Consider the following 17,809-nt stretch of genomic DNA (forward strand, 5'->3'; position numbering starts at 1 on the left):
TTTTTATGCATTCAGATTTGATTAAGGAGTAGACATACCTTCACCAGAACTGCCGCCGCCTTGAGACTGCTGTTTAAGTTTTTCTGGATTTAAGATAGAATCATCGACTGCTTTTTTAATGTCTCTATCTTTAAAGTCTACATTATATTCTTTTAACAGATCTTTGTAAGCATCTACTAAGATTTTCGGGTCTTTTTGAACTTTATTTTGAACGATTTGAGATTTTAATTTCTTACGTTCTGAAGAGAAGTCCGTTGGTTTTTCGGCTTTAATAATGTGATAGCCGTAATCAGTTTTCACTACATCTGAGATTTCGCCATCTTTTAATTTGAATAAAGCTTTATCGAACGGTTCGACCATTTGGCCTTTGATAACATAATCTAAGCTGCCGTCTTTTTTGGCACTTGCTTTATCCATTGATTCTTTTTTCGCAATTTCACCGAATTTATCAGGATTTTTCTTCACTTCTTTTTGGATAGATTCAGCTTTTTGTTTTGCTTCTTTATCACTTAAACCTTCTTTATCTTTGTCGTCAGATTTGACTTTAATAAGGATATGAGAAGCTTTTTTAGTGTTGTCCTTCAACTCTTTATCGGACACTTTGACTTTATCTGTCAGCAGTTGTTTTTGATAAGCTTGAAGTTTCTTTTGTTCTTTATAATCTTTAAGTGTCATACCTTGTTGTTTTAGAGCACTTTCAAACTGATCTTTGCCGCCGTATTGTTTTTGTTCTTCTTTGATTTGTTTATCAATTTCTTTATCATCCACTTGATCAGCATATTTCTTTTCAAGCAATTTGCCAAGCAGGATTTCAAAAGAACTGTTCGCAATTTGTTCATTGCCTATTTTTTTCATAACATCTTCAACTTTAACATCTCCGGCTTTTGAAGATATCAGTACATTATCTTTAGAGTCCGTTGCTTGATTCCCGCATGCGCCTAATAGTACAGCACTTGCTGCGACAGGAATCATAATCTTCTTAAATGATCTCATATCACAATCTCCTTTTTTAAATATAACAATGTTAATATACCATACTATGAATGTGATACAAATTCATTTCTGTTGTATTAAGACCAAAGTATGAAGGAGAAGGTAAAAAAAGAGTCTGAACAAAGCAGTGCAATGTTCAGACCTTTGAATAGTATTTCAAATTTAATTAAAGTTCGGATCCAACGGATAATCGTATTTGTTTAAGATATTGAAACCTGTGCAATGTTCTTCGATATATTTACCTTCATTAGAGAATAAAATCAATTTTAAATACATGAAATCCATTACTGAAAATCCTGCATTGAGAGAAAGTAAAAACATAAAGTAATGACCGTATTGCGGTAATAAAGCAGCGAGATAAATACTAGCTGCTGTAATAACGATTAACGGTGTGATTAAGCATAAGCAGAACAAATATTTGTTCACAGGTGTGCTGACATATAAGTTATATAAAGGTATCCAAGGACGTTTTGTTAAACGTTTCTTTTTAAAGTGTTTATAGTAGGGTGCCAGTACCACTAAATGAATCATTTTATGAATCGGATACAACAACAGCACCGCTGCTAAAAAGACGAAAAAGTATCGATCTGTAATTTCCTTGTGAGATAAAAATATCAGTACCTCATAACTAATTAAAAAAGTAATAATCGTAGTAACGAGCGCTATGAAAAAGATACGCGGTAAGCCAAATCTAGTATTAATGTCAATTTGACGAGAACACATGAACATCACGATACCTCCTCGCATGTATATTTTTGAAATTTTTGGATGTTTTTTTACTTGTTTCTTATCAATACTTAGGTATTATCTATCTTTATTTCAAAAGAGTCAAGTATTATTTACGAGGAATTTTTACATGTGTTTTCAAAGGAAAGAGAAAAGGGGATAAATGTTGTCATAATGCATATTAAAGCGTGATTAAATGCATTGAAAAAGTACAAAAAAAGATTAGAACAAAATGATTTTGTCCTAATCTTAATTGAATGTTTATTCAGCTTCAGTATCAATTTTTTTATCTTTAGGTTGAACAGCTGCTGAATGGTTTTGATAAACAGTTTCTTTTTCATCTCTGCCGATAGCTTGAGTTTTTGGTGTGTAAGGCGGAATGTTTTTCTTGCTTGGGCTTTTAGTAATATCTTGCACCGTAGCTGTAATAACATCACCGCGTTTTTGAATGTCTTCGATATTTTCTTGAATATGATTAATATTCGGTTGAATATCTTTCATGAAGTCGCTGATTAATGTTTTAACTTCGTCGACAATCGTTTTAACTTGTTTTGTTTCTTCTTTGATTTGATTCACATAGCCTGTGATATTGTTGGTAGATTGCTTGATTGCACGTGTACTGTCGTCAAATTCGCCTTGACTAGTTTTAGATTGGTCTTTGTTAAAAGCAGTAACTGCTAAGCCAGCTGCTGTACCGGCTGCTAATCCACCTAAAATACGTAATACTTTCATAGGTTAGTCTCCTTAATTATTTGATGTTCAGATTTGATATAGTATGCTATTACCCGATTTTTAGGCAATCATTCAAATTGTGCTTGAATCTCTTTGGCGATTTCAGCTTTTGCTGCATCGTCAATCGTATCTTCATGTGTAATCCATTTATAACCGAAACCGTCCACGTCGTTTTCATATCTAGGCAAGAAGTGGAAATGTAAATGGAATACTGATTGGTCTGCAAATTCACCATTGTTTTGAATGATGTTTAAGCCGTCTGGATTGAATGCTTTCTTAATCGCATTTGCAATCTTAGGCATCGCAGCACCAATATGCTGCATTGTTTCTGGATCTGTTTCAAAGATATTCGGAGAAGCTTTTTTAGGTACCAATAACGTATGGCCTTTCGTTACTTGAGAGATATCTAAAAATGCATAGACATAATCGTCTTCATAAACTTTATAACTTGGAATTTCACCATCAATGATTTTGCTGAAAATAGTTTCTGACATCACAATTCACTCCTTAAAAGGTTTACTTAATCTACATTATAGCATTACCCGCTGTGAAACGTCATGTAGTGAATGATATCTCTATGAGTTATGTTTCGCTTTTTGGTACAATTAAAAACAGTTGGAGGTTATGAATGATGACTGTAAAAGTAGAACATCTTACAGGCGGCTATGGTAAGAAGCCTGTAATTAAAGATATTAATTTTGAATTGAATGATGGAGAAATCGTAGGTTTAATCGGATTAAACGGAGCAGGGAAGAGTACGACGATTAAACATATGCTCGGCTTGCTGACACCTGCATCTGGTGAACTTTCGATTTCCGGTACTAATATAAAAGAAGATATAGAACAGTACAGACATAAATTGTCATATATTCCTGAAGCGCCCGTAATTTACGAGGAGCTGACACTGCAAGAACATATCGATATGACTGCAATGGCATACGGTATAGATAAAGCAGAAGCGATGAAACGGGCGCAGCCTTTATTGAAGACGTTTCGCTTAGAGAAGGAATTACAAGTATTCCCAAGTCATTTCTCTAAAGGGATGAAACAAAAAGTAATGATTATTTGTGCTTTCATCGTTAATCCTGAGCTTTATATTATTGATGAACCATTTCTTGGATTAGATCCGCTCGGGATTCAATCGATGCTTGATTTGATGGTAGAAAAGAAAAATGAAGGCCGTACTGTATTGATGAGTACACATATCCTAGCTACAGCAGAACGTTACTGCGACCGATTCATTATTTTAGATGAAGGGAAAATCGTCGCGTTCGGCAACTTAGATGAATTAAGAGCACAAACAGGTTTGCATGATAAAACGTTGGATGAAATTTATATTCATGTAACGCAAGGTGGTCAGACAGTATGACAGATCACCGAGCAGTAGCATTATTTAATCAAAGAAGACAAGCAATCAGCAAAGAAAAAGCGCATTACAATAAGTTTATTTTTAATGGGCACTTTTCCGTATTCTTATTGATATTGTTCGGCGCTTTTCTTTTAGGTTACGGGAATTGGCTGAAACATATTCCGACCGGTATTCCTTATGCTTTGCTTGCAAGTTTAGCGGTTGCTGTAATTTCCATATTTCCGCTGAGAACATTATTAAAAGAGGCAGACCGATTATTCTTGCTGCCGTTTGAACGCCATATGTCCAGTTATTTAAAGTACAGTATGCTTTATAGTTATTTGGGCAGAGTGGCTTTGCAGATTGTAGTATTGATAGTGCTGTTCCCGTTATTTAATAAACTAGACAGCAGTAATTTCATCTACTTTGTTTTATTTGCTATCAGTGCATTAATATATCCTTATTTAGGGTTGCTTGCTAAATTGGAATGGATACAAGCCAATCGTCCTGTTTGGGTGATGCAGTTGGTACAATGGGTCTATTTTGCTCTGACTTACTTCATTATTCTTGGTGCACATCAATGGCTCGGTATCATTTTGATTTTCATCTTTGCAAGTTGGATTGTGTTATTAAAGAAAGGGAATCAACAACGGTTATTGCCTTGGGAACGCTTAATTGCGATAGAACAGCAGCACCACATGAATTATTATAAATTCGTCAATATGTTTACAGATGTGAAACATTTGCGCTCAATGGCAGTACGCAGACGTTATCTTGATTTCTTGCTTGTACGTCCGAATGCTAATAAATATAATGCAAAACATATGTATCTCTTCTTATTCAAACGCAGTTTCTTAAGAGGGAAAGATGCATTGAATATTATATTGCGTTTGGTGATTTTGACATTAATTTTAATGATATGGTTATCTAACCAATGGATTTCGCTGATTGTAGGCGGATTGTTCATGTACATCATTATTTTGCAGACAGCACAATTTTATACGCAGCAAGCATATGGGCTTTGGCCGCAAGTTTGGCCGGTTCCTGAAGAACGAGTGATTCAAGGGTATGCCCACTTCCTTTATCATATTATGTTTGCAGTAGCGATTATTTTAACCATCACATATGTCATTTTATTCCCAGCACAATTTTATTTCGCATTATTATTCTTTATTGTCGGGTTTTTAACAATCAGAAACATTGTGAAGAAATTAAAATATCAAGAAGCATTGCTGAGAGATTAACAGCAAAAAAACAACGCCTGATTAACTTTTTAGTTAATCGGCGTTCTTTTAATACTATCGTTTTCGTCTTAATCTTTATCCACGGGGTAGAGGTAACGTTCAAAGTAACTTGAATGTTGTCCGCTAGATCCGAAGAATTGAGATAGTGCAGCTTTTGAAAAGTTTTCTTGATAAACTGAAGAAGCTTTGAAATCTTCAAAATTACGGCGTTCATTAAAGCCAAAGTAAATTTTATAAGTTGTGCCTTTGTCTGGTTTCAATAAACGATAACATTTGAATCCAGGGAACTTTTCAAAGTTTAAAGATAATGATGTTAAACGTTTCTCTAACTGATAAGCATGATTTTCAGCAGTCGGCACAAACACAACTGCATAGAAACATTCTTCTTCAAGCTCTTTAACACTTGATAATACCTCATAAGTTAAAGGCTCTTTTAATGCACTCGGCATATCAGTTTCTTCAAATATTAATGATGTATCATTTGCTGAAAATAAATATAAATGATGGTCTTTGTTGTTCAATCTGATTTGGTTGAGGTATCCGAATGAACCATAGGATGCATAGAATTTCATGGTACTCTCCTCCTTTGTCTTATTTTGCAATAAACAATATTAATTGCTAGCGCAATTCTTTTGCTAGTACTTACATTATAAAGCATTAAATGGATAAAGTGGTAAAAAAATGAAAAGGAAGTTCAAAAAGTTGTCGAAATTGTAAACGGCGAAAATGAGAGTTGTGCTGAATTATGTCATAATATAGAGTGATGAGAAATTAAGAAAGAAATTGTGATTGAAAAGTTCTGTTTCTTTAATTTCCTATGTCGTATTTATGACATTTCCAATGATTAAAATACGCATATTCTTTATATATGCTAGAATAGATTAGAATGATTATTATTGTGGGAGGATACTGTGGTGCATCGTAAAAATAATACAATTTTAAAAATGATTAAGGGAGAAGAGGTGCCGCATACACCATTATGGTTTATGCGACAAGCAGGGCGTTCACAGCCTGAATACCGTGCCTTAAAAGAGAAATATTCGTTATTTGAAATTACACATCAACCTGAGTTATGTGCCTATGTTACACATTTGCCCGTCGATCATTATCAAACAGACGCAGCAATTTTATATAAAGATATTATGACACCGTTAAAACCGATTGGTGTCGATGTTGAGATTAAATCAGGAATCGGACCTGTCATCGATAATACAATTAAAACGTATCAAGATGTTGAAAAGCTAGGTAAAATCGATCCGAAAAGAGACGTTCCCTATGTTTTAGATACAATTAAATTATTAACAGAAGAGAAGCTGAACGTGCCGTTAATCGGATTTGTGGGCGCACCGTTCACATTAGCCAGCTATATGATTGAAGGCGGACCTTCTAAGAATTATCATTTTACAAAAGCAATGATGTATCGTGATGAGGCAACATGGAATGCGTTGATGAATCATTTAGTCGACATGTCGATTACGTATGCGAATGCGCAAATCGAAGCGGGTGCAGAATTAATTCAAATCTTTGATTCATGGATTGGAGCATTGAATGCGCCTGATTTCAGATATTATATTAAACCGCACATGGAACGTTTGATTAAAGGTATAAAAGCTGAACATGATGTGCCGGTTATTTTATTCGGTGTTAATGCGACGCATTTAATCGAAGAATGGAATACATTGCCGATTGATGTGTTAGGTATAGATTGGCGTACAACAATTAAAGCTACTGCTGATGCAGGCGTAACCAAAACAATTCAAGGTAATTTAGATCCGTCATTATTACTTGCTCCTTGGGAAGTAATTCAACCAAGATTAGATGAAATTTTAGATCAAGGTATGGCACATGGCAAACATATCTTTAATTTAGGCCATGGTGTATTCCCTGAAGTGAAGCCGGAAACGCTGAAACAGATTGCGGATTACGTGCATCAATATACGAAAAGAAAATAAATGAATTGTGAAACGAAAGATAAAGGAAGGGTTTATAATGACTCGAACTATAGGATTACTTGTGATGGCTTATGGTACGCCGTATCAAGAAAGCGACATTGAAGCGTATTATACAGATATCCGTCATGGTAAAAAGCCGACACCAGAAGAAGTTCAAAATTTAAAAGATCGTTATGAGTTTATCGGCGGTTTATCACCGCTTGCAAGAATTACAGATGAACAAGCAGAAGCGCTGCAAAAACATCTCAACAACATGTATAAAGAAAAAGAGATTGAATTTAAACTTTATGTTGGATTAAAACATATCCATCCATTTATTGAAGATGCGGTAGAGCAAATGCATGAAGATGGTATTACTGAAGCGGTTACGATTGTTTTAGCGCCGCATTATTCTAACTTCTCTGTAGGCTCATACAACAAACGTGCAGCAAAAGCAGCTGAACCGTACGGTATTAAATTAAAACATGTTAAAAGTTTTTATCAGCAGCCTAAGTTTATTCAGTATTGGGTTAAACAAGTGAATGAAACACTTAAAATGATACCTGAAGCTGAACATGATCAAACAGTCTTAGTTGTTTCTGCACATAGTTTGCCAGAAAGAATGATTATTGAATCAAATGACCCATATCCAGAGCAGCTGAAAGATAACACACGTTTGTTAGAAGAGCTTTCTAACATTCAGCATACTGCACGCGGATGGCAATCAGAAGGGAATACGGGAACGCCTTGGCTTGGACCTGATGTGCAAGATTTAACTAGAAGTTTAGCTGCAGAATACGGTTATAAACATTTCATTTATACGCCGTTAGGCTTTGTCTGCGATCATTTAGAAGTATTGTATGACAACGACCATGAATGCAAAGTTGTGTGTGATGAAGTAGGTGCAACGTATCATCGTCCGCCGATGCCGAATACACAACCGCTATTCATCGGTGCCATGGCAGATGAAATTTATCAGCTCTTATCAGTGAAAGAAGTGGATGAACATGAGTAAGAACATAGCAATCATCGGTGCAGGTATTACAGGCTTATCTGCAGCTTATTATTTGAAAAAAGAACATCCGGACTTTGATGTGACAATCATCGAAGCCGCTAATCGCACAGGCGGTAAAATTCAAACATATCGCAAAGATGGTTTTACGATTGAACTCGGACCGGAATCTTATTTAGGCCGCAAAAAGATTATGACAGAACTCGCAGAAGAGGTAGGGTTAGGTGATGATTTGATTACCAATCAAACTGGACAATCCTACATTTATGCGCGCAATCAGTTATATCCGATACCTGGCGGTTCTATTATGGGTATTCCGACAGATATCAAACCATTTATGACGACTAAGCTGATTTCTTTAAAAGGAAAAGCAAGAGCAGCAATGGATTTGACTAAAAAACCGATTGAAATGGATGGCGATATTTCCGTCGGCGACTTCTTCAGACAACGTTTGGGCGACGAAGTACTAGAAAATTTAATCGAACCTTTAATGGGGGGAATCTATGGTACAGATATCGATCAGTTAAGTTTGATGAGTACTTTCCCTAACTTTAAACATCGAGAAGAAGAATATGGCAGTCTTATCAAAGGTATGCGTCAAGAAAAGTTGGAACGCCAACGCCAAAAAGAATTGTATCCAGGTGCGCCTAAAGGACAATTCAAACAGTTCAGACATGGTTTGAGCTCATTTATAGAAGCATTGACACAAGCAGTTGAAGCACAAGGTACAACGATTCAATATCAAACGAAAGTCGAAGATATTATCGGCTTCCAAAAAGGCTACAATGTGGTTTGTAAAGGTGAGAAACACTTTTATGACGGTGTTCTTGTAACTGTACCGCATCAAACGTTTATGCAATGGTTCTCTGAAGATCCGGCATTAGATTACTTTAAAACAATGGACAGTACTTCAGTAGCTACTGTTGTGCTGGCATTTGATGCGGAAAATGTTGAAAACACTTATGATGGCACTGGATTTGTGATTGCGAGAACATCAGATACACGCATCACAGCATGCACATGGACCAGCAAGAAATGGCCGTTTACAACACCAGAAGGAAAAGTCTTGCTTCGTGCATATGTCGGCAAACCTGGCGATCCCATTCTCGAAGAGATGGACGATGAACAAATTGTTGCGACAGTAAGAAAAGATTTAAGTCAAATGATGACGATCAAAGGCGACCCTGAATTCTCAATCGTCCATCGTATGCCGAAGAGCATGCCGCAATACCATGTAGGTCATATTCAGCATATTAGACGTATACAAGACCATATCAGACATACGTATCCGCATTTGCGTATAACAGGTGCGGGATTTGAAGCAGTTGGTTTACCAGATTGTATTCAACAAGGTAAAGATTCTGCAGAAGAATTAGCAAGCGCTGTACAATAATTATTAAGAAACGATGAAATTTCTGAAAAAAAGATTGACCTTTTTATCAAATAAGATTAATCTGAATATGGAAGACAGTGAGATAATATAATGGATTGTATGATATAGATAGAAGAAGTATACAAGAGAAAGATGACCTGAACCTGGGTTCTATTAGTATTGAAACAAAGACTACCTTTTGATGAGCACAAAAGGCAGCAGTTTGTTTTCAGGAATTTGAACCTGTTATTCAGGTCATTTTCTATTTGAAAGTGCAAGAGGTGAAGTTGATGACAAATATTATTTTAATTCATGCACAAGGTGCAGATGCACATGAAAACTGGTATGAATGGTTAGAACAATCGCTTAAATTAGAAGGTTATCAATCAGATATTGTGAATATTGAACATAGTCTGCCGGTTAATATGGATGAGTGGCTGACACAATTAAATGAGCAAATTGATATTACTAATTATGAAACTTATTTCGTAACTCATGGCTTTGGAACGCTCGCAGGGCTTAAGTATTTAGAGCAGCATCCTGAAGTACATATTGAAGGTTTCTTCAGTATTGCAGGCTTTGGACCGGATGCAAAGGATATCAACCCAGAACTCCATGCATCAGATGTGACATTGGACATAGAAGGGCTTAAACCGCGAATTGATTACTTCTACGGACTTGCTTCTAAGGATGATCCTTTTGTTCCGTATCAAGCAACAGAAGACATTGTAAAAGCATTTGGAGGCAAAACAAGAATTATTAAAGACGGCGGTCATTTTACTACGAATGACGGCTATGATACATTCCTAGCTTTAAAAAATAATATGATGAAACGTATGTCTAAGTAAGATAAATGAAAAATAGATACGAAAAAAAACGTCTCGCCGCAAGAAAGCGGTGAGACGTTTTTTGTATAATCAAGTAATGCTTAACATGCGATCTAAACTTTCTTTCGCATATTTTGTTGTTTCAGCATCTACTTTAATGATGTTGTCGCGATTGCCGTCTAGAATTTTATCTAAGCACCATGCAAGGTGAGGCAAGTCGATACGGTTCATTGTTAAACATGAACACATTAAAGGATTAAGTGAATCGATTTGAATATCTGTGTATGTGGCTTTTAAACGGTTGACTAAGTTCATTTCAGTACCAATCAGCCAACGTGAACCTTTCGGCGCATTTTTAATCGTTTCGATGATGTAACGAGTTGAACCTGCATAATCCGCAGCTTGTACAACTTCAAATTCACATTCAGGGTGAACGATAACATTGATTTCAGGGTCGCGTTCACGTGCTAAATCGATATGTGCTTTATGGAATTTCTCATGAACTGAACAATGACCTTTCCATAAAACAATGCGCAAGTCTTCAACTTTACCTTCGTAAACCAATTCTTTAGCAATAGGGTCCCAAACCGCCATTTGTTCTAAAGGAATACCTAAATCATATGCAGTGTTGCGTCCTAAATGCTGATCAGGCAAGAATAAAATAACTTTGCCTTGTTTTAATGCCCAATCTACGACTGATTTAGCATTACCGCTGGTCACACATGAACCACCATGTTCGCCAACGAATTTTTTAATTGCGGCTGTAGAGTTCACATAAGTAAGCGGAAGAATATCGAGATTATACTCTTTTGTTAAAACATCATAACCATGCAATGCTTGTGTGATATTTGCCATGTCTGCCATAGAACAGCCTGCTGATAAATCTGGTAAATAAATATCTTGGTTGTCATCTGTTAAAATATCAGCTGTTTCGGCCATGAAATGTACACCGTTGAATACAAAGTATTCGGCAGCAGTATTTTCTTTACAAATGCGTGCAAGCTCTAAAGAATCGCCTGTAATGTCCGCAAATTGCACGACTTCATCTTTTTGATAGTGGTGAGTAGGCATAAATAAACGATCGCCTAATTCATCTTTAATAGACTGAATATGATTTTCTAATTCTTCTGTTGACATCTTAAGATACTTTTCCGGTAGTTCTTTTGAAACTGATAACATTGGGTTAAACACTTAAATCACAACCTTTGCAGAAATATCGAGCGCATTTTGCGCATAAAATAGAGCACCCATTGAAATGTAATCGACACCTGTTTGTGCATAGTCGACGACATTATTTTCATTAATATTGCCAGAAGCTTCAGTTTGAATGTGATCAGGAACTGCTTTGATGTGTTCAGTAATCCACTCTGGTGTTTGATTATCAAACATGATAATATCAACATCTTGTGCGATTGCTGTTTGCAGCATTTCTTCATTTTCAATTTCAACTTCTATTTTATCCATTGGACCTACGACTTTTTTTGCATTCGAGATGGCTGCTTCCATAGATGCACTGAATGCAATATGATTATCTTTTAACATTAAACCGTCATTCAAAGAACGGCGATGATTCAATCCTCCGCCGACAGTAACCGCAAATTTTTCAAACATGCCTAAACCAGGTGTTGTTTTACGTGTATCTACAATACGTGTAGATGTATGTGAAATTTTATCTGCTATACGGCGTGTTTGTGTTGCGATACCTGACATACGCTGGATTAAATTCAGTACGATACGTTCCATAGTAAGCAAAACATAGACAGGACCGGTAATTTCAGCAATGATATCACCAGGTTTAACAGCTTCGCCGTCTTTTACTTTCTGATCAATAGTAATATGGCTTTTGAGTAATTTGAAGCCTTCTTTGATGATAGTTTCACCGCAAAAGATACCATTATCTTTTGATTTTAAATACATAGTTCCTTCTTGTGTTTGGTCAAAGATGTGTGTGGCTAAATCGCCATATTGATTATCCTCAATGTAGAATTGTGTGATTTTCTCTCTGACGAGTAACGGATTTAACATGTTCCATGCCTCCTGAATATATTTCAATAACTTCATTTTTAAATTGATTAACTTGGTTCGGATAATCCAATCGGTAATGTACCCCTCTGGATTCTTTGCGTGCTAGGGCAGAAGTACATACAATCTGCAATAATTTAACAATACAATAATGCTGCCATGATGCTTTGCTGATATGTTCTGTTAACGCTGCATTGTTTAATGTTGTTTCAATTGCATTTAAATAATGCTGCATTTGAGTACCGTTGCGTTCTACACCTAATATGTCGAAACTTTGCTGCTGCAAACGTTCTACATCTTCAGCACTGATATTAGGGATTTTATGCACTGCATTTAAATGGCTTTGGCTGACAGATGTAAGTGTTTGATTTAAGTGCTGCGCACAGCATGCACCCATGACTAAACCTTCAAGCAATGAGTTGCTTGCGAGTCGGTTGGCACCATGGAAATTGGTACAAGCCGCTTCACCAATCGCATATACACGGCCTAAGCTTGTTGTACCATTAACATCTGATTGAATACCTCCGACGGTATAATGCGCACCTGGTGTCACAGGAATTCGTTGACACTCAATGGCACCTGGGTAATGTGCTTGAACGGCTTTGTAAATAGTAGGGAAACGTGTTTCGAAATTATCGATAGCACTTATATCTAAGAAACATTGATGGCCAAGCTGCTGCTGATGATAGATAGCACGGCTTGTGACATCACGCGGTGCTAAGCTTTTCATCGGATGCAATTTATCCATAAATGGTTCATCTAATTCATTGACCAGCACAGCACCATCGCCTCTGACTGCCTCTGAAACCAAACTGAAGGCATGTTTCGGCTCACCCAGCAAAGTAGGGTGGAATTGAATCATTTCCATACTTTCTAATGCAATCTTGTTTCGCAATGCAAGGACTGGTCCTGATGCGATAGTATGTGGAATATTAGAGTTAGTAGGAAAGAGATTATTGATACCGCCAGTGGCTAATACAACACTGTCAGCTTCGATAGTTTCTAGTTGATCTGTTTTGTCTAAAACCATAACCCCGCAAACTTCATGCGCTTCATTATAAATAAAATCAACCACTTCTGTTTCTTCAAGTATTGTCAGAAGCGGATGGGATAAATGATGAACCATATGATGTGCAATATATTTGCCGGTTTGATCTCCTCCGGCATGCAGAATTCTAGGTGCAGAATGCGCACCTTCCATAGCATAATCCAGACTATGCGTTTCTTTATCTTTATCAAATGGAACGCCTTCATCTATTAATTCTTGAATCAGCGGGTAACTTTTTGTGATAACTTCTTGAATGACAGGAAAATCTCCCATTTCAGCACCAGCTTCAAAAGTATCTTGACTGTGACTGATGCCTTCATCATTTTCATTTTTTGAAAAACATATGCCACCTTGGGCAAAATTACTGTTGTTTTCAGCAAGCTTGTCCTTAGTGATACAAATCACTTCGATATTATCTTGTAATTGACGAACAAACGAGAGTGCAGCAATTCCGCTCCCAACGACAATGACACGTTTCATGTTTACACCTCTATTTACATTAATATATACAATTATGTTAACATGTATGTATGCAATGATTTTGTCATAAAAGTACGATAATTGCAAGTGGGGGAGAAAATATATGATTTATTTAGATAATGCATCTACAACACAACCAACAAAAGAAGTGTTAAATATTTATAATGAAGCACAACAAGCTTTATTCTTTAATAGCGAAAGTTTACATGCAGGCGGAGAAATGATCAGAGAAGCACTGACTTCAAGCAGACAATTTATTCAAGGTTATTTCAATACCGACAAAGAAGTGTTATTTACAACAAGTGGTTCACACGCAAACCAAATTGCAATCAGTATTTATTTATCTCAAGCAGTAGAAGGTACTGTGTGGGTATCGCCTTATGAACATCCTTCTATCTTTGCGGCACTTGAACCCTATCAAGCACAATTCGAAATTAAAGAAATGCCGATTACAAAAGAGGGTAATATTGATGTAAGTGCACTAAAAGCACAAGTTGATGAAAATTGCGTGCTCTTTATAGCACAGCATGTCAATTCTGAAACAGGCTATATTCTGCCGGTGTATGAGATTGCGGAAATTGCACAATCATACAATGTTCCATTTCATGTAGATGGGGTACAAGCTGTACAAAAAATCGATGAAAAGAATATTGCACCTTTTACGTCTTATGCTTTTTCTGGACATAAATTTAATGGTACGAAAGGCAGCGGTGCATTATTAATTGAGCACAAGTCTGTACGTCCGATTAACACACATTATTTCCATGAAGAGGGAACACGCAACGGAACATTGGATGTGCCGAGCATTCTAGCAATGACCAAAGCTTTATCGCTTGATGCAGCGTATGATCATTTAGAAGCGTTGCACACTTATGCACAAGAACGTGCTGAAGCTGCCGGATTTACTGTTTTAAGCAATCCGAAACAAGCACCGCATATTATTGGTTTATTAACACCTAAATTTGAAGGACAGTATGTAATGCAGTCTTTATCTAGCCGCAACATTTGTATCTCAACTGGTACTGCATGCGGTCATGGTTTATTATTGAGTGACGGATTAATTGATAAAATCAAAAATATCCGCCAAGAAGCTGATCAATATATCAGAATTTCATTTTCAAAAACAACTTCAAAAGAAGATGTTGCTGAAGGATTCGATCAATTAGATAAAATTATAGAAGGAGTGGCTGCGAATGAGTCAAGCTGATCAACGCAGAACAGAAATTGTTGAACTGCTTCAAGACGCACAGCGTCCTGTAAAAGGATCTGAGCTGAGTGAACGTTTCGGCGTCTCCAGACAGATTATTGTTAAAGATATTTCGCATCTCAAAACAAAGGAGTATGCGATCAATTCCACAAGCAAAGGCTATTTTATGGATATCCCGCCGCAAGGCAAACCATGCAAGCGGGTTGTGATGTGCCAGCATGGTATTGAAGAGATGGAAGCGGAGCTGACACTAATAGTTGAAAACGGCGCTATGATTGATGATGTCTCAGTAGAGCATCCTGTATATGGCAGTATCAGAGCGGAGTTAATGATTGAGACTTTAGATGATGTTGATACATTTATTGAAGAAATGACGCGCTATCAAGGTACAATGTTAGCCAAGCTTACAGATGGTATCCATTTGCATACACTATCTGCAGACACTGAAAAGATTTTAGATAACGCGATAGAAGATTTAGATAAAAAAGGTTTTCTTGCTGAAAGCGAAACACCTGTTTAATCATAAGCACCTTTATGTCATGCATAGAGGTGTTTTTATTTTTCATAAACAAATATTCTGATACTATATCAGCAGCAAAACTTAAAATAGAGACCGATATTTATATAAAAATAGCAGGAAAAGGGTGTATCAAGAGAGAATTCTCGATTGATACTTAATAATATTAACGGTATTAACAGTAAAAATCGTCATAATCTAAGAGAAAAAAGGGTTGTTTACACTCTAAACATAAAAATTTATAACAATTATATATTTATTACACTCATTTCTATTGAAATGTTGTTGACTTGGACTAGGGAACTCGATATACTAGTTATTGTCTTGAAAAAAGGGATTACAAATTCAAAACAACTTTTAAGTTTTGAAAATAAAATTCATATTTTGTTAAAAAAGGTTTGACATTGCTTAACAAAGTGTGATATATTAAATAGGTAAGTCGCAAGGTTAATATTATTATCGCGGGATGGAGCAGTTCGGTAGCTCGTCGGGCTCATAACCCGAAGGTCGGTGGTTCAAATCCGCCTCCCGCAATTACATAGTTTTCACATAGGTCTCGTAGTGTAGCGGTTAACACGCCTGCCTGTCACGCAGGAGATCGCGGGTTCGATTCCCGTCGAGACCGCCATTTTAATTACGGTTCAGTAGCTCAGTTGGTAGAGCAATGGATTGAAGCTCCATGTGTCGGCAGTTCGACTCTGTCCTGAACCATTCTATTTTTATTGCAATTTGGCGGTTGTGGTGAAGTGGTTAACACATCGGATTGTGGTTCCGACATTCGTGGGTTCGATTCCCATCAGCCGCCCCATAATCGTTAATGCGGGTGTAGTTTAATGGCAAAACCTCAGCCTTCCAAGCTGATGTTGTGGGTTCGATTCCCATCACCCGCTCCAAATATTATTATTCCACAGTAGCTCAGTGGTAGAGCTATCGGCTGTTAACCGATCGGTCGTAGGTTCGAGTCCTACCTGTGGAGCCATGGCTCCTTGGTCAAGCGGTTAAGACACCGCCCTTTCACGGCGGTAACACGGGTTCGAGTCCCGTAGGAGTCATTCACAATCAGAAACGTAATCACGTTTCTGATTTTTTTATCATTATATGGAGAGTTGTCCGAGTTGGCCGAAGGAGCACGCCTGGAAAGTGTGTAGGCGCCACAAGCGTCTCGAGGGTTCGAATCCCTCACTCTCCGTTAATAAAACGTTGTACAAATTAATATACCAATGTTTCGTATGAGCAAGTGTCAAGTGCGTGTCATGAAAGATAATTTCTGACATGTTGGCCTTGCTCTTTTTTATGCTCATCAAGTAAATGTGAATAAGTGTCAAGCATGATAGATATACTCGAAAGTCTTAAGTGCTTGCTAATTAATCAATAGGAATGCGTTTGAAAATAAATAAGATGTGAGGGTGTGTTTAAGTGAGTGGGTCGGAAATTTTATCATCAATTAAGTTCATTTTTTCGTAGTGTGATTAAATACTTTTTGAATGTCGCTGTGATAATTCTTAAATAATTCGCGGTCCGTTCTTTTAGGTAATTTGGAAAACTTTAAATTAATCAAATCAATGTCTTTTGAGGTCACTTCTAAAATATGATATGAAATACTTGTTTTTGTATCTCGCAAATGAATGGTTCACATTAAAGAAAAAATAATAAGGGTACGAGATGTACCCTAAATTATAACACTAGATAATCCTTATTGATCTAATTCACTCTCGTGTTGTTCCATGATAGCTTCTCCTTCTTCAGGTGTAATCATTTCTCCGACTTCGTCTTCATCAACATTACGGTTTTCTTCTAAAATTCTTTCAACTTCTTCATAATCAATCATTCCAGCGTCGCCGTTAGGAATACCAGTGTAACCATGTTGTTTAGCAACTTCGGCGTTAGCACGCATTTGTTCCTCGTATGACGGTTCTTGTTGTGGTGGTGCTTGGTTGGCTTGTTGGTTTTGTTGTTGTTGGTTCACTTGATTTTCTTGTGATTGTTGTTGCTCAACTTGTTGTTCGTTTTCTTGTGTTTGAGCAGTTTCTGAAGCATCTTCGTTTTGTTCTTTTGATTCACTTTCTTTCTTAGCTTGTTCTTCTTGTTTATTTTTATCCTCTTTTTCTTTGTCCGCTTTCTTTTCCTTGGCTTGCTTATTTTCTTTCTTATCCTTATGTTCTGCTTCTTGATTATTTCCGCAAGCCGATAATACTAACACAGAGGACAATAGAATGTTCACTAAATATTTCACTTGCTGCACCTCCATTAAGTTTATATATGTTAACTATTTACCCTGTGTGAAATTTAAATAACACGGCAGTTAATTGTGTATTGGTAAATAGATCGTAATTAAAATGCCGCCTCAAGT

At 36.7% G+C, this 17,809-nt stretch carries 17 protein-coding genes and 8 tRNA genes; 16 read left to right on the forward strand and 9 right to left on the reverse strand.

The window, feature by feature from the left end:
* Positions 1 to 21 precede the first annotated feature (21 nt).
* The 4 genes from C7N65_RS00240 to C7N65_RS00255 all read right to left on the reverse strand — a co-directional run bounded on the left by C7N65_RS00240 (position 22) and on the right by C7N65_RS00255 (position 2,945).
* Positions 22 to 993: a foldase protein PrsA gene (locus C7N65_RS00240; RefSeq protein ID WP_105992466.1), complete on the reverse strand. Its 972-nt coding sequence runs from the start codon at positions 991 to 993 to the stop codon at positions 22 to 24.
* Positions 994 to 1,155: 162 nt separating this feature from the next.
* Complete coding sequence (locus C7N65_RS00245) at positions 1,156 to 1,722, reverse strand: DUF3267 domain-containing protein (RefSeq protein ID WP_105992467.1); 567 nt, start codon at positions 1,720 to 1,722, stop codon at positions 1,156 to 1,158.
* Between the two features lie 258 nt (positions 1,723 to 1,980).
* Complete coding sequence (locus tag C7N65_RS00250; RefSeq protein WP_105992468.1) at positions 1,981 to 2,451, reverse strand: hypothetical protein; 471 nt, start codon at positions 2,449 to 2,451, stop codon at positions 1,981 to 1,983.
* Positions 2,452 to 2,519: 68 nt separating this feature from the next.
* Entirely contained in the window at positions 2,520 to 2,945 is a 426-nt protein-coding gene (locus C7N65_RS00255; RefSeq protein WP_105992469.1) for an HIT family protein, read from the reverse strand.
* 137 nt (positions 2,946 to 3,082) lie between these two features.
* Between C7N65_RS00255 and ecsA the strand changes: the two genes are divergently transcribed.
* Positions 3,083 to 3,820 carry an ABC transporter ATP-binding protein EcsA gene (gene ecsA / locus C7N65_RS00260; RefSeq protein ID WP_105993045.1) on the forward strand — a complete coding sequence of 246 codons (738 nt, stop codon included), beginning with the start codon at positions 3,083 to 3,085 and terminating at the stop codon, positions 3,818 to 3,820.
* Positions 3,817 to 5,043, forward strand: a complete 1,227-nt coding sequence (gene ecsB, locus C7N65_RS00265; RefSeq protein WP_105992470.1) for an ABC transporter permease EcsB — start codon at positions 3,817 to 3,819, stop codon at positions 5,041 to 5,043. The genes ecsA and ecsB overlap by 4 nt, the downstream gene beginning before the upstream one ends.
* 68 nt (positions 5,044 to 5,111) lie before the next feature.
* Here ecsB and C7N65_RS00270 read toward each other — a convergent pair whose 3' ends face one another.
* On the reverse strand, positions 5,112 to 5,615 hold the full coding sequence (locus tag C7N65_RS00270) for a signal transduction protein TRAP (RefSeq protein ID WP_105992471.1): 504 nt from the start codon (positions 5,613 to 5,615) through the stop codon (positions 5,112 to 5,114).
* Between the two features lie 339 nt (positions 5,616 to 5,954).
* Here C7N65_RS00270 and hemE point away from each other — a divergent pair, with 339 nt between their 5' ends.
* From hemE to C7N65_RS00290, 4 genes are all read left to right on the forward strand, one after another.
* A complete protein-coding gene (hemE, locus tag C7N65_RS00275; protein WP_105992472.1) occupies positions 5,955 to 6,995 on the forward strand; it encodes a uroporphyrinogen decarboxylase in 1,041 nt (346 codons plus the stop codon).
* A gap of 37 nt (positions 6,996 to 7,032) precedes the next feature.
* A complete protein-coding gene (gene hemH, locus C7N65_RS00280; RefSeq protein WP_105992473.1) occupies positions 7,033 to 7,989 on the forward strand; it encodes a ferrochelatase in 957 nt (318 codons plus the stop codon).
* Positions 7,982 to 9,379: a protoporphyrinogen oxidase gene (gene hemY / locus C7N65_RS00285; RefSeq protein ID WP_105992474.1), complete on the forward strand. Its 1,398-nt coding sequence runs from the start codon at positions 7,982 to 7,984 to the stop codon at positions 9,377 to 9,379. The genes hemH and hemY overlap by 8 nt, the downstream gene beginning before the upstream one ends.
* A 269-nt stretch (positions 9,380 to 9,648) precedes the next feature.
* On the forward strand, positions 9,649 to 10,206 hold the full coding sequence (locus C7N65_RS00290) for an RBBP9/YdeN family alpha/beta hydrolase (protein ID WP_105992475.1): 558 nt from the start codon (positions 9,649 to 9,651) through the stop codon (positions 10,204 to 10,206).
* 69 nt (positions 10,207 to 10,275) lie between these two features.
* Here the strand turns inward: C7N65_RS00290 and nadA are convergent, their stop codons facing one another.
* Genes nadA through C7N65_RS00305 form a run of 3 tightly spaced genes read right to left on the reverse strand, consistent with a single transcriptional unit; the run spans position 10,276 to position 13,735 of the window.
* Positions 10,276 to 11,376: a quinolinate synthase NadA gene (gene nadA / locus C7N65_RS00295; protein WP_105992476.1), complete on the reverse strand. Its 1,101-nt coding sequence runs from the start codon at positions 11,374 to 11,376 to the stop codon at positions 10,276 to 10,278.
* The gene (nadC, locus tag C7N65_RS00300) at positions 11,377 to 12,210 is read right to left on the reverse strand and encodes a carboxylating nicotinate-nucleotide diphosphorylase (protein ID WP_105992477.1); all 834 of its coding nucleotides are present in this window, start codon (positions 12,208 to 12,210) and stop codon (positions 11,377 to 11,379) included.
* The gene (locus C7N65_RS00305) at positions 12,161 to 13,735 is read right to left on the reverse strand and encodes an L-aspartate oxidase (RefSeq protein WP_105992478.1); all 1,575 of its coding nucleotides are present in this window, start codon (positions 13,733 to 13,735) and stop codon (positions 12,161 to 12,163) included. The genes nadC and C7N65_RS00305 overlap by 50 nt, the downstream gene beginning before the upstream one ends.
* Before the next feature lie 103 nt (positions 13,736 to 13,838).
* On the opposite strand from C7N65_RS00305, the gene C7N65_RS00310 reads away from it, so the two are divergent.
* The 10 genes from C7N65_RS00310 (at position 13,839) to C7N65_RS00360 (ending at position 16,648) form a co-directional block, all read left to right on the forward strand.
* The gene (locus tag C7N65_RS00310; protein WP_105992479.1) at positions 13,839 to 14,942 is read left to right on the forward strand and encodes a cysteine desulfurase family protein; all 1,104 of its coding nucleotides are present in this window, start codon (positions 13,839 to 13,841) and stop codon (positions 14,940 to 14,942) included.
* On the forward strand, positions 14,929 to 15,462 hold the full coding sequence (locus C7N65_RS00315) for a transcription repressor NadR (RefSeq protein ID WP_105992480.1): 534 nt from the start codon (positions 14,929 to 14,931) through the stop codon (positions 15,460 to 15,462). Before C7N65_RS00310 ends, C7N65_RS00315 begins: the two co-directional genes overlap by 14 nt.
* A gap of 457 nt (positions 15,463 to 15,919) precedes the next feature.
* Positions 15,920 to 15,993: transfer RNA gene (locus tag C7N65_RS00325), tRNA-Met, on the forward strand.
* A gap of 18 nt (positions 15,994 to 16,011) precedes the next feature.
* A tRNA-Asp gene (locus C7N65_RS00330) sits at positions 16,012 to 16,087 on the forward strand.
* Between the two features lie 10 nt (positions 16,088 to 16,097).
* Positions 16,098 to 16,170 (forward strand) — tRNA-Phe (locus C7N65_RS00335).
* Between the two features lie 21 nt (positions 16,171 to 16,191).
* Positions 16,192 to 16,267 (forward strand) — tRNA-His (locus C7N65_RS00340).
* An 11-nt stretch (positions 16,268 to 16,278) separates the two neighbouring features.
* Positions 16,279 to 16,352, forward strand: a tRNA-Gly gene (locus C7N65_RS00345).
* Between the two features lie 11 nt (positions 16,353 to 16,363).
* Positions 16,364 to 16,438, forward strand: a tRNA-Asn gene (locus C7N65_RS00350).
* A 1-nt stretch (position 16,439) separates the two neighbouring features.
* Positions 16,440 to 16,511 (forward strand) — tRNA-Glu (locus tag C7N65_RS00355).
* 48 nt (positions 16,512 to 16,559) lie between these two features.
* A tRNA-Ser gene (locus C7N65_RS00360) sits at positions 16,560 to 16,648 on the forward strand.
* Positions 16,649 to 17,152: 504 nt separating this feature from the next.
* Here C7N65_RS00360 and C7N65_RS00365 read toward each other — a convergent pair.
* Complete coding sequence (locus tag C7N65_RS00365; protein WP_105992482.1) at positions 17,153 to 17,692, reverse strand: hypothetical protein; 540 nt, start codon at positions 17,690 to 17,692, stop codon at positions 17,153 to 17,155.
* Positions 17,693 to 17,809: the final 117 nt, after the last annotated feature.

Origin of the sequence: Staphylococcus simulans (assembly GCF_002994445.1) — a bacterium.
Classification (GTDB): Bacteria; Bacillota; Bacilli; order Staphylococcales; family Staphylococcaceae; genus Staphylococcus; species Staphylococcus simulans_B.

Bases quoted from the DNA above. Each gene is read 5' to 3' on its own strand.
- C7N65_RS00240 (WP_105992466.1), bottom strand. From the start codon at position 993: ATGAGATCATTTAAGAAGATTATGATTCCTGTCGCAGCAAGTGCTGTA.
- nadC (WP_105992477.1), bottom strand. From the start codon at position 12,210: ATGTTAAATCCGTTACTCGTCAGAGAGAAAATCACACAATTCTACATT.
- C7N65_RS00250 (WP_105992468.1), bottom strand. From the start codon at position 2,451: ATGAAAGTATTACGTATTTTAGGTGGATTAGCAGCCGGTACAGCAGCT.
- C7N65_RS00270 (WP_105992471.1), bottom strand. From the start codon at position 5,615: ATGAAATTCTATGCATCCTATGGTTCATTCGGATACCTCAACCAAATC.
- hemH (WP_105992473.1), top strand. From the start codon at position 7,033: ATGACTCGAACTATAGGATTACTTGTGATGGCTTATGGTACGCCGTAT.
- hemY (WP_105992474.1), top strand. From the start codon at position 7,982: ATGAGTAAGAACATAGCAATCATCGGTGCAGGTATTACAGGCTTATCT.
- C7N65_RS00255 (WP_105992469.1), bottom strand. From the start codon at position 2,945: ATGTCAGAAACTATTTTCAGCAAAATCATTGATGGTGAAATTCCAAGT.
- C7N65_RS00305 (WP_105992478.1), bottom strand. From the start codon at position 13,735: ATGAAACGTGTCATTGTCGTTGGGAGCGGAATTGCTGCACTCTCGTTT.
- ecsB (WP_105992470.1), top strand. From the start codon at position 3,817: ATGACAGATCACCGAGCAGTAGCATTATTTAATCAAAGAAGACAAGCA.
- C7N65_RS00290 (WP_105992475.1), top strand. From the start codon at position 9,649: ATGACAAATATTATTTTAATTCATGCACAAGGTGCAGATGCACATGAA.
- C7N65_RS00315 (WP_105992480.1), top strand. From the start codon at position 14,929: ATGAGTCAAGCTGATCAACGCAGAACAGAAATTGTTGAACTGCTTCAA.
- C7N65_RS00245 (WP_105992467.1), bottom strand. From the start codon at position 1,722: ATGTTCATGTGTTCTCGTCAAATTGACATTAATACTAGATTTGGCTTA.
- ecsA (WP_105993045.1), top strand. From the start codon at position 3,083: ATGACTGTAAAAGTAGAACATCTTACAGGCGGCTATGGTAAGAAGCCT.
- C7N65_RS00310 (WP_105992479.1), top strand. From the start codon at position 13,839: ATGATTTATTTAGATAATGCATCTACAACACAACCAACAAAAGAAGTG.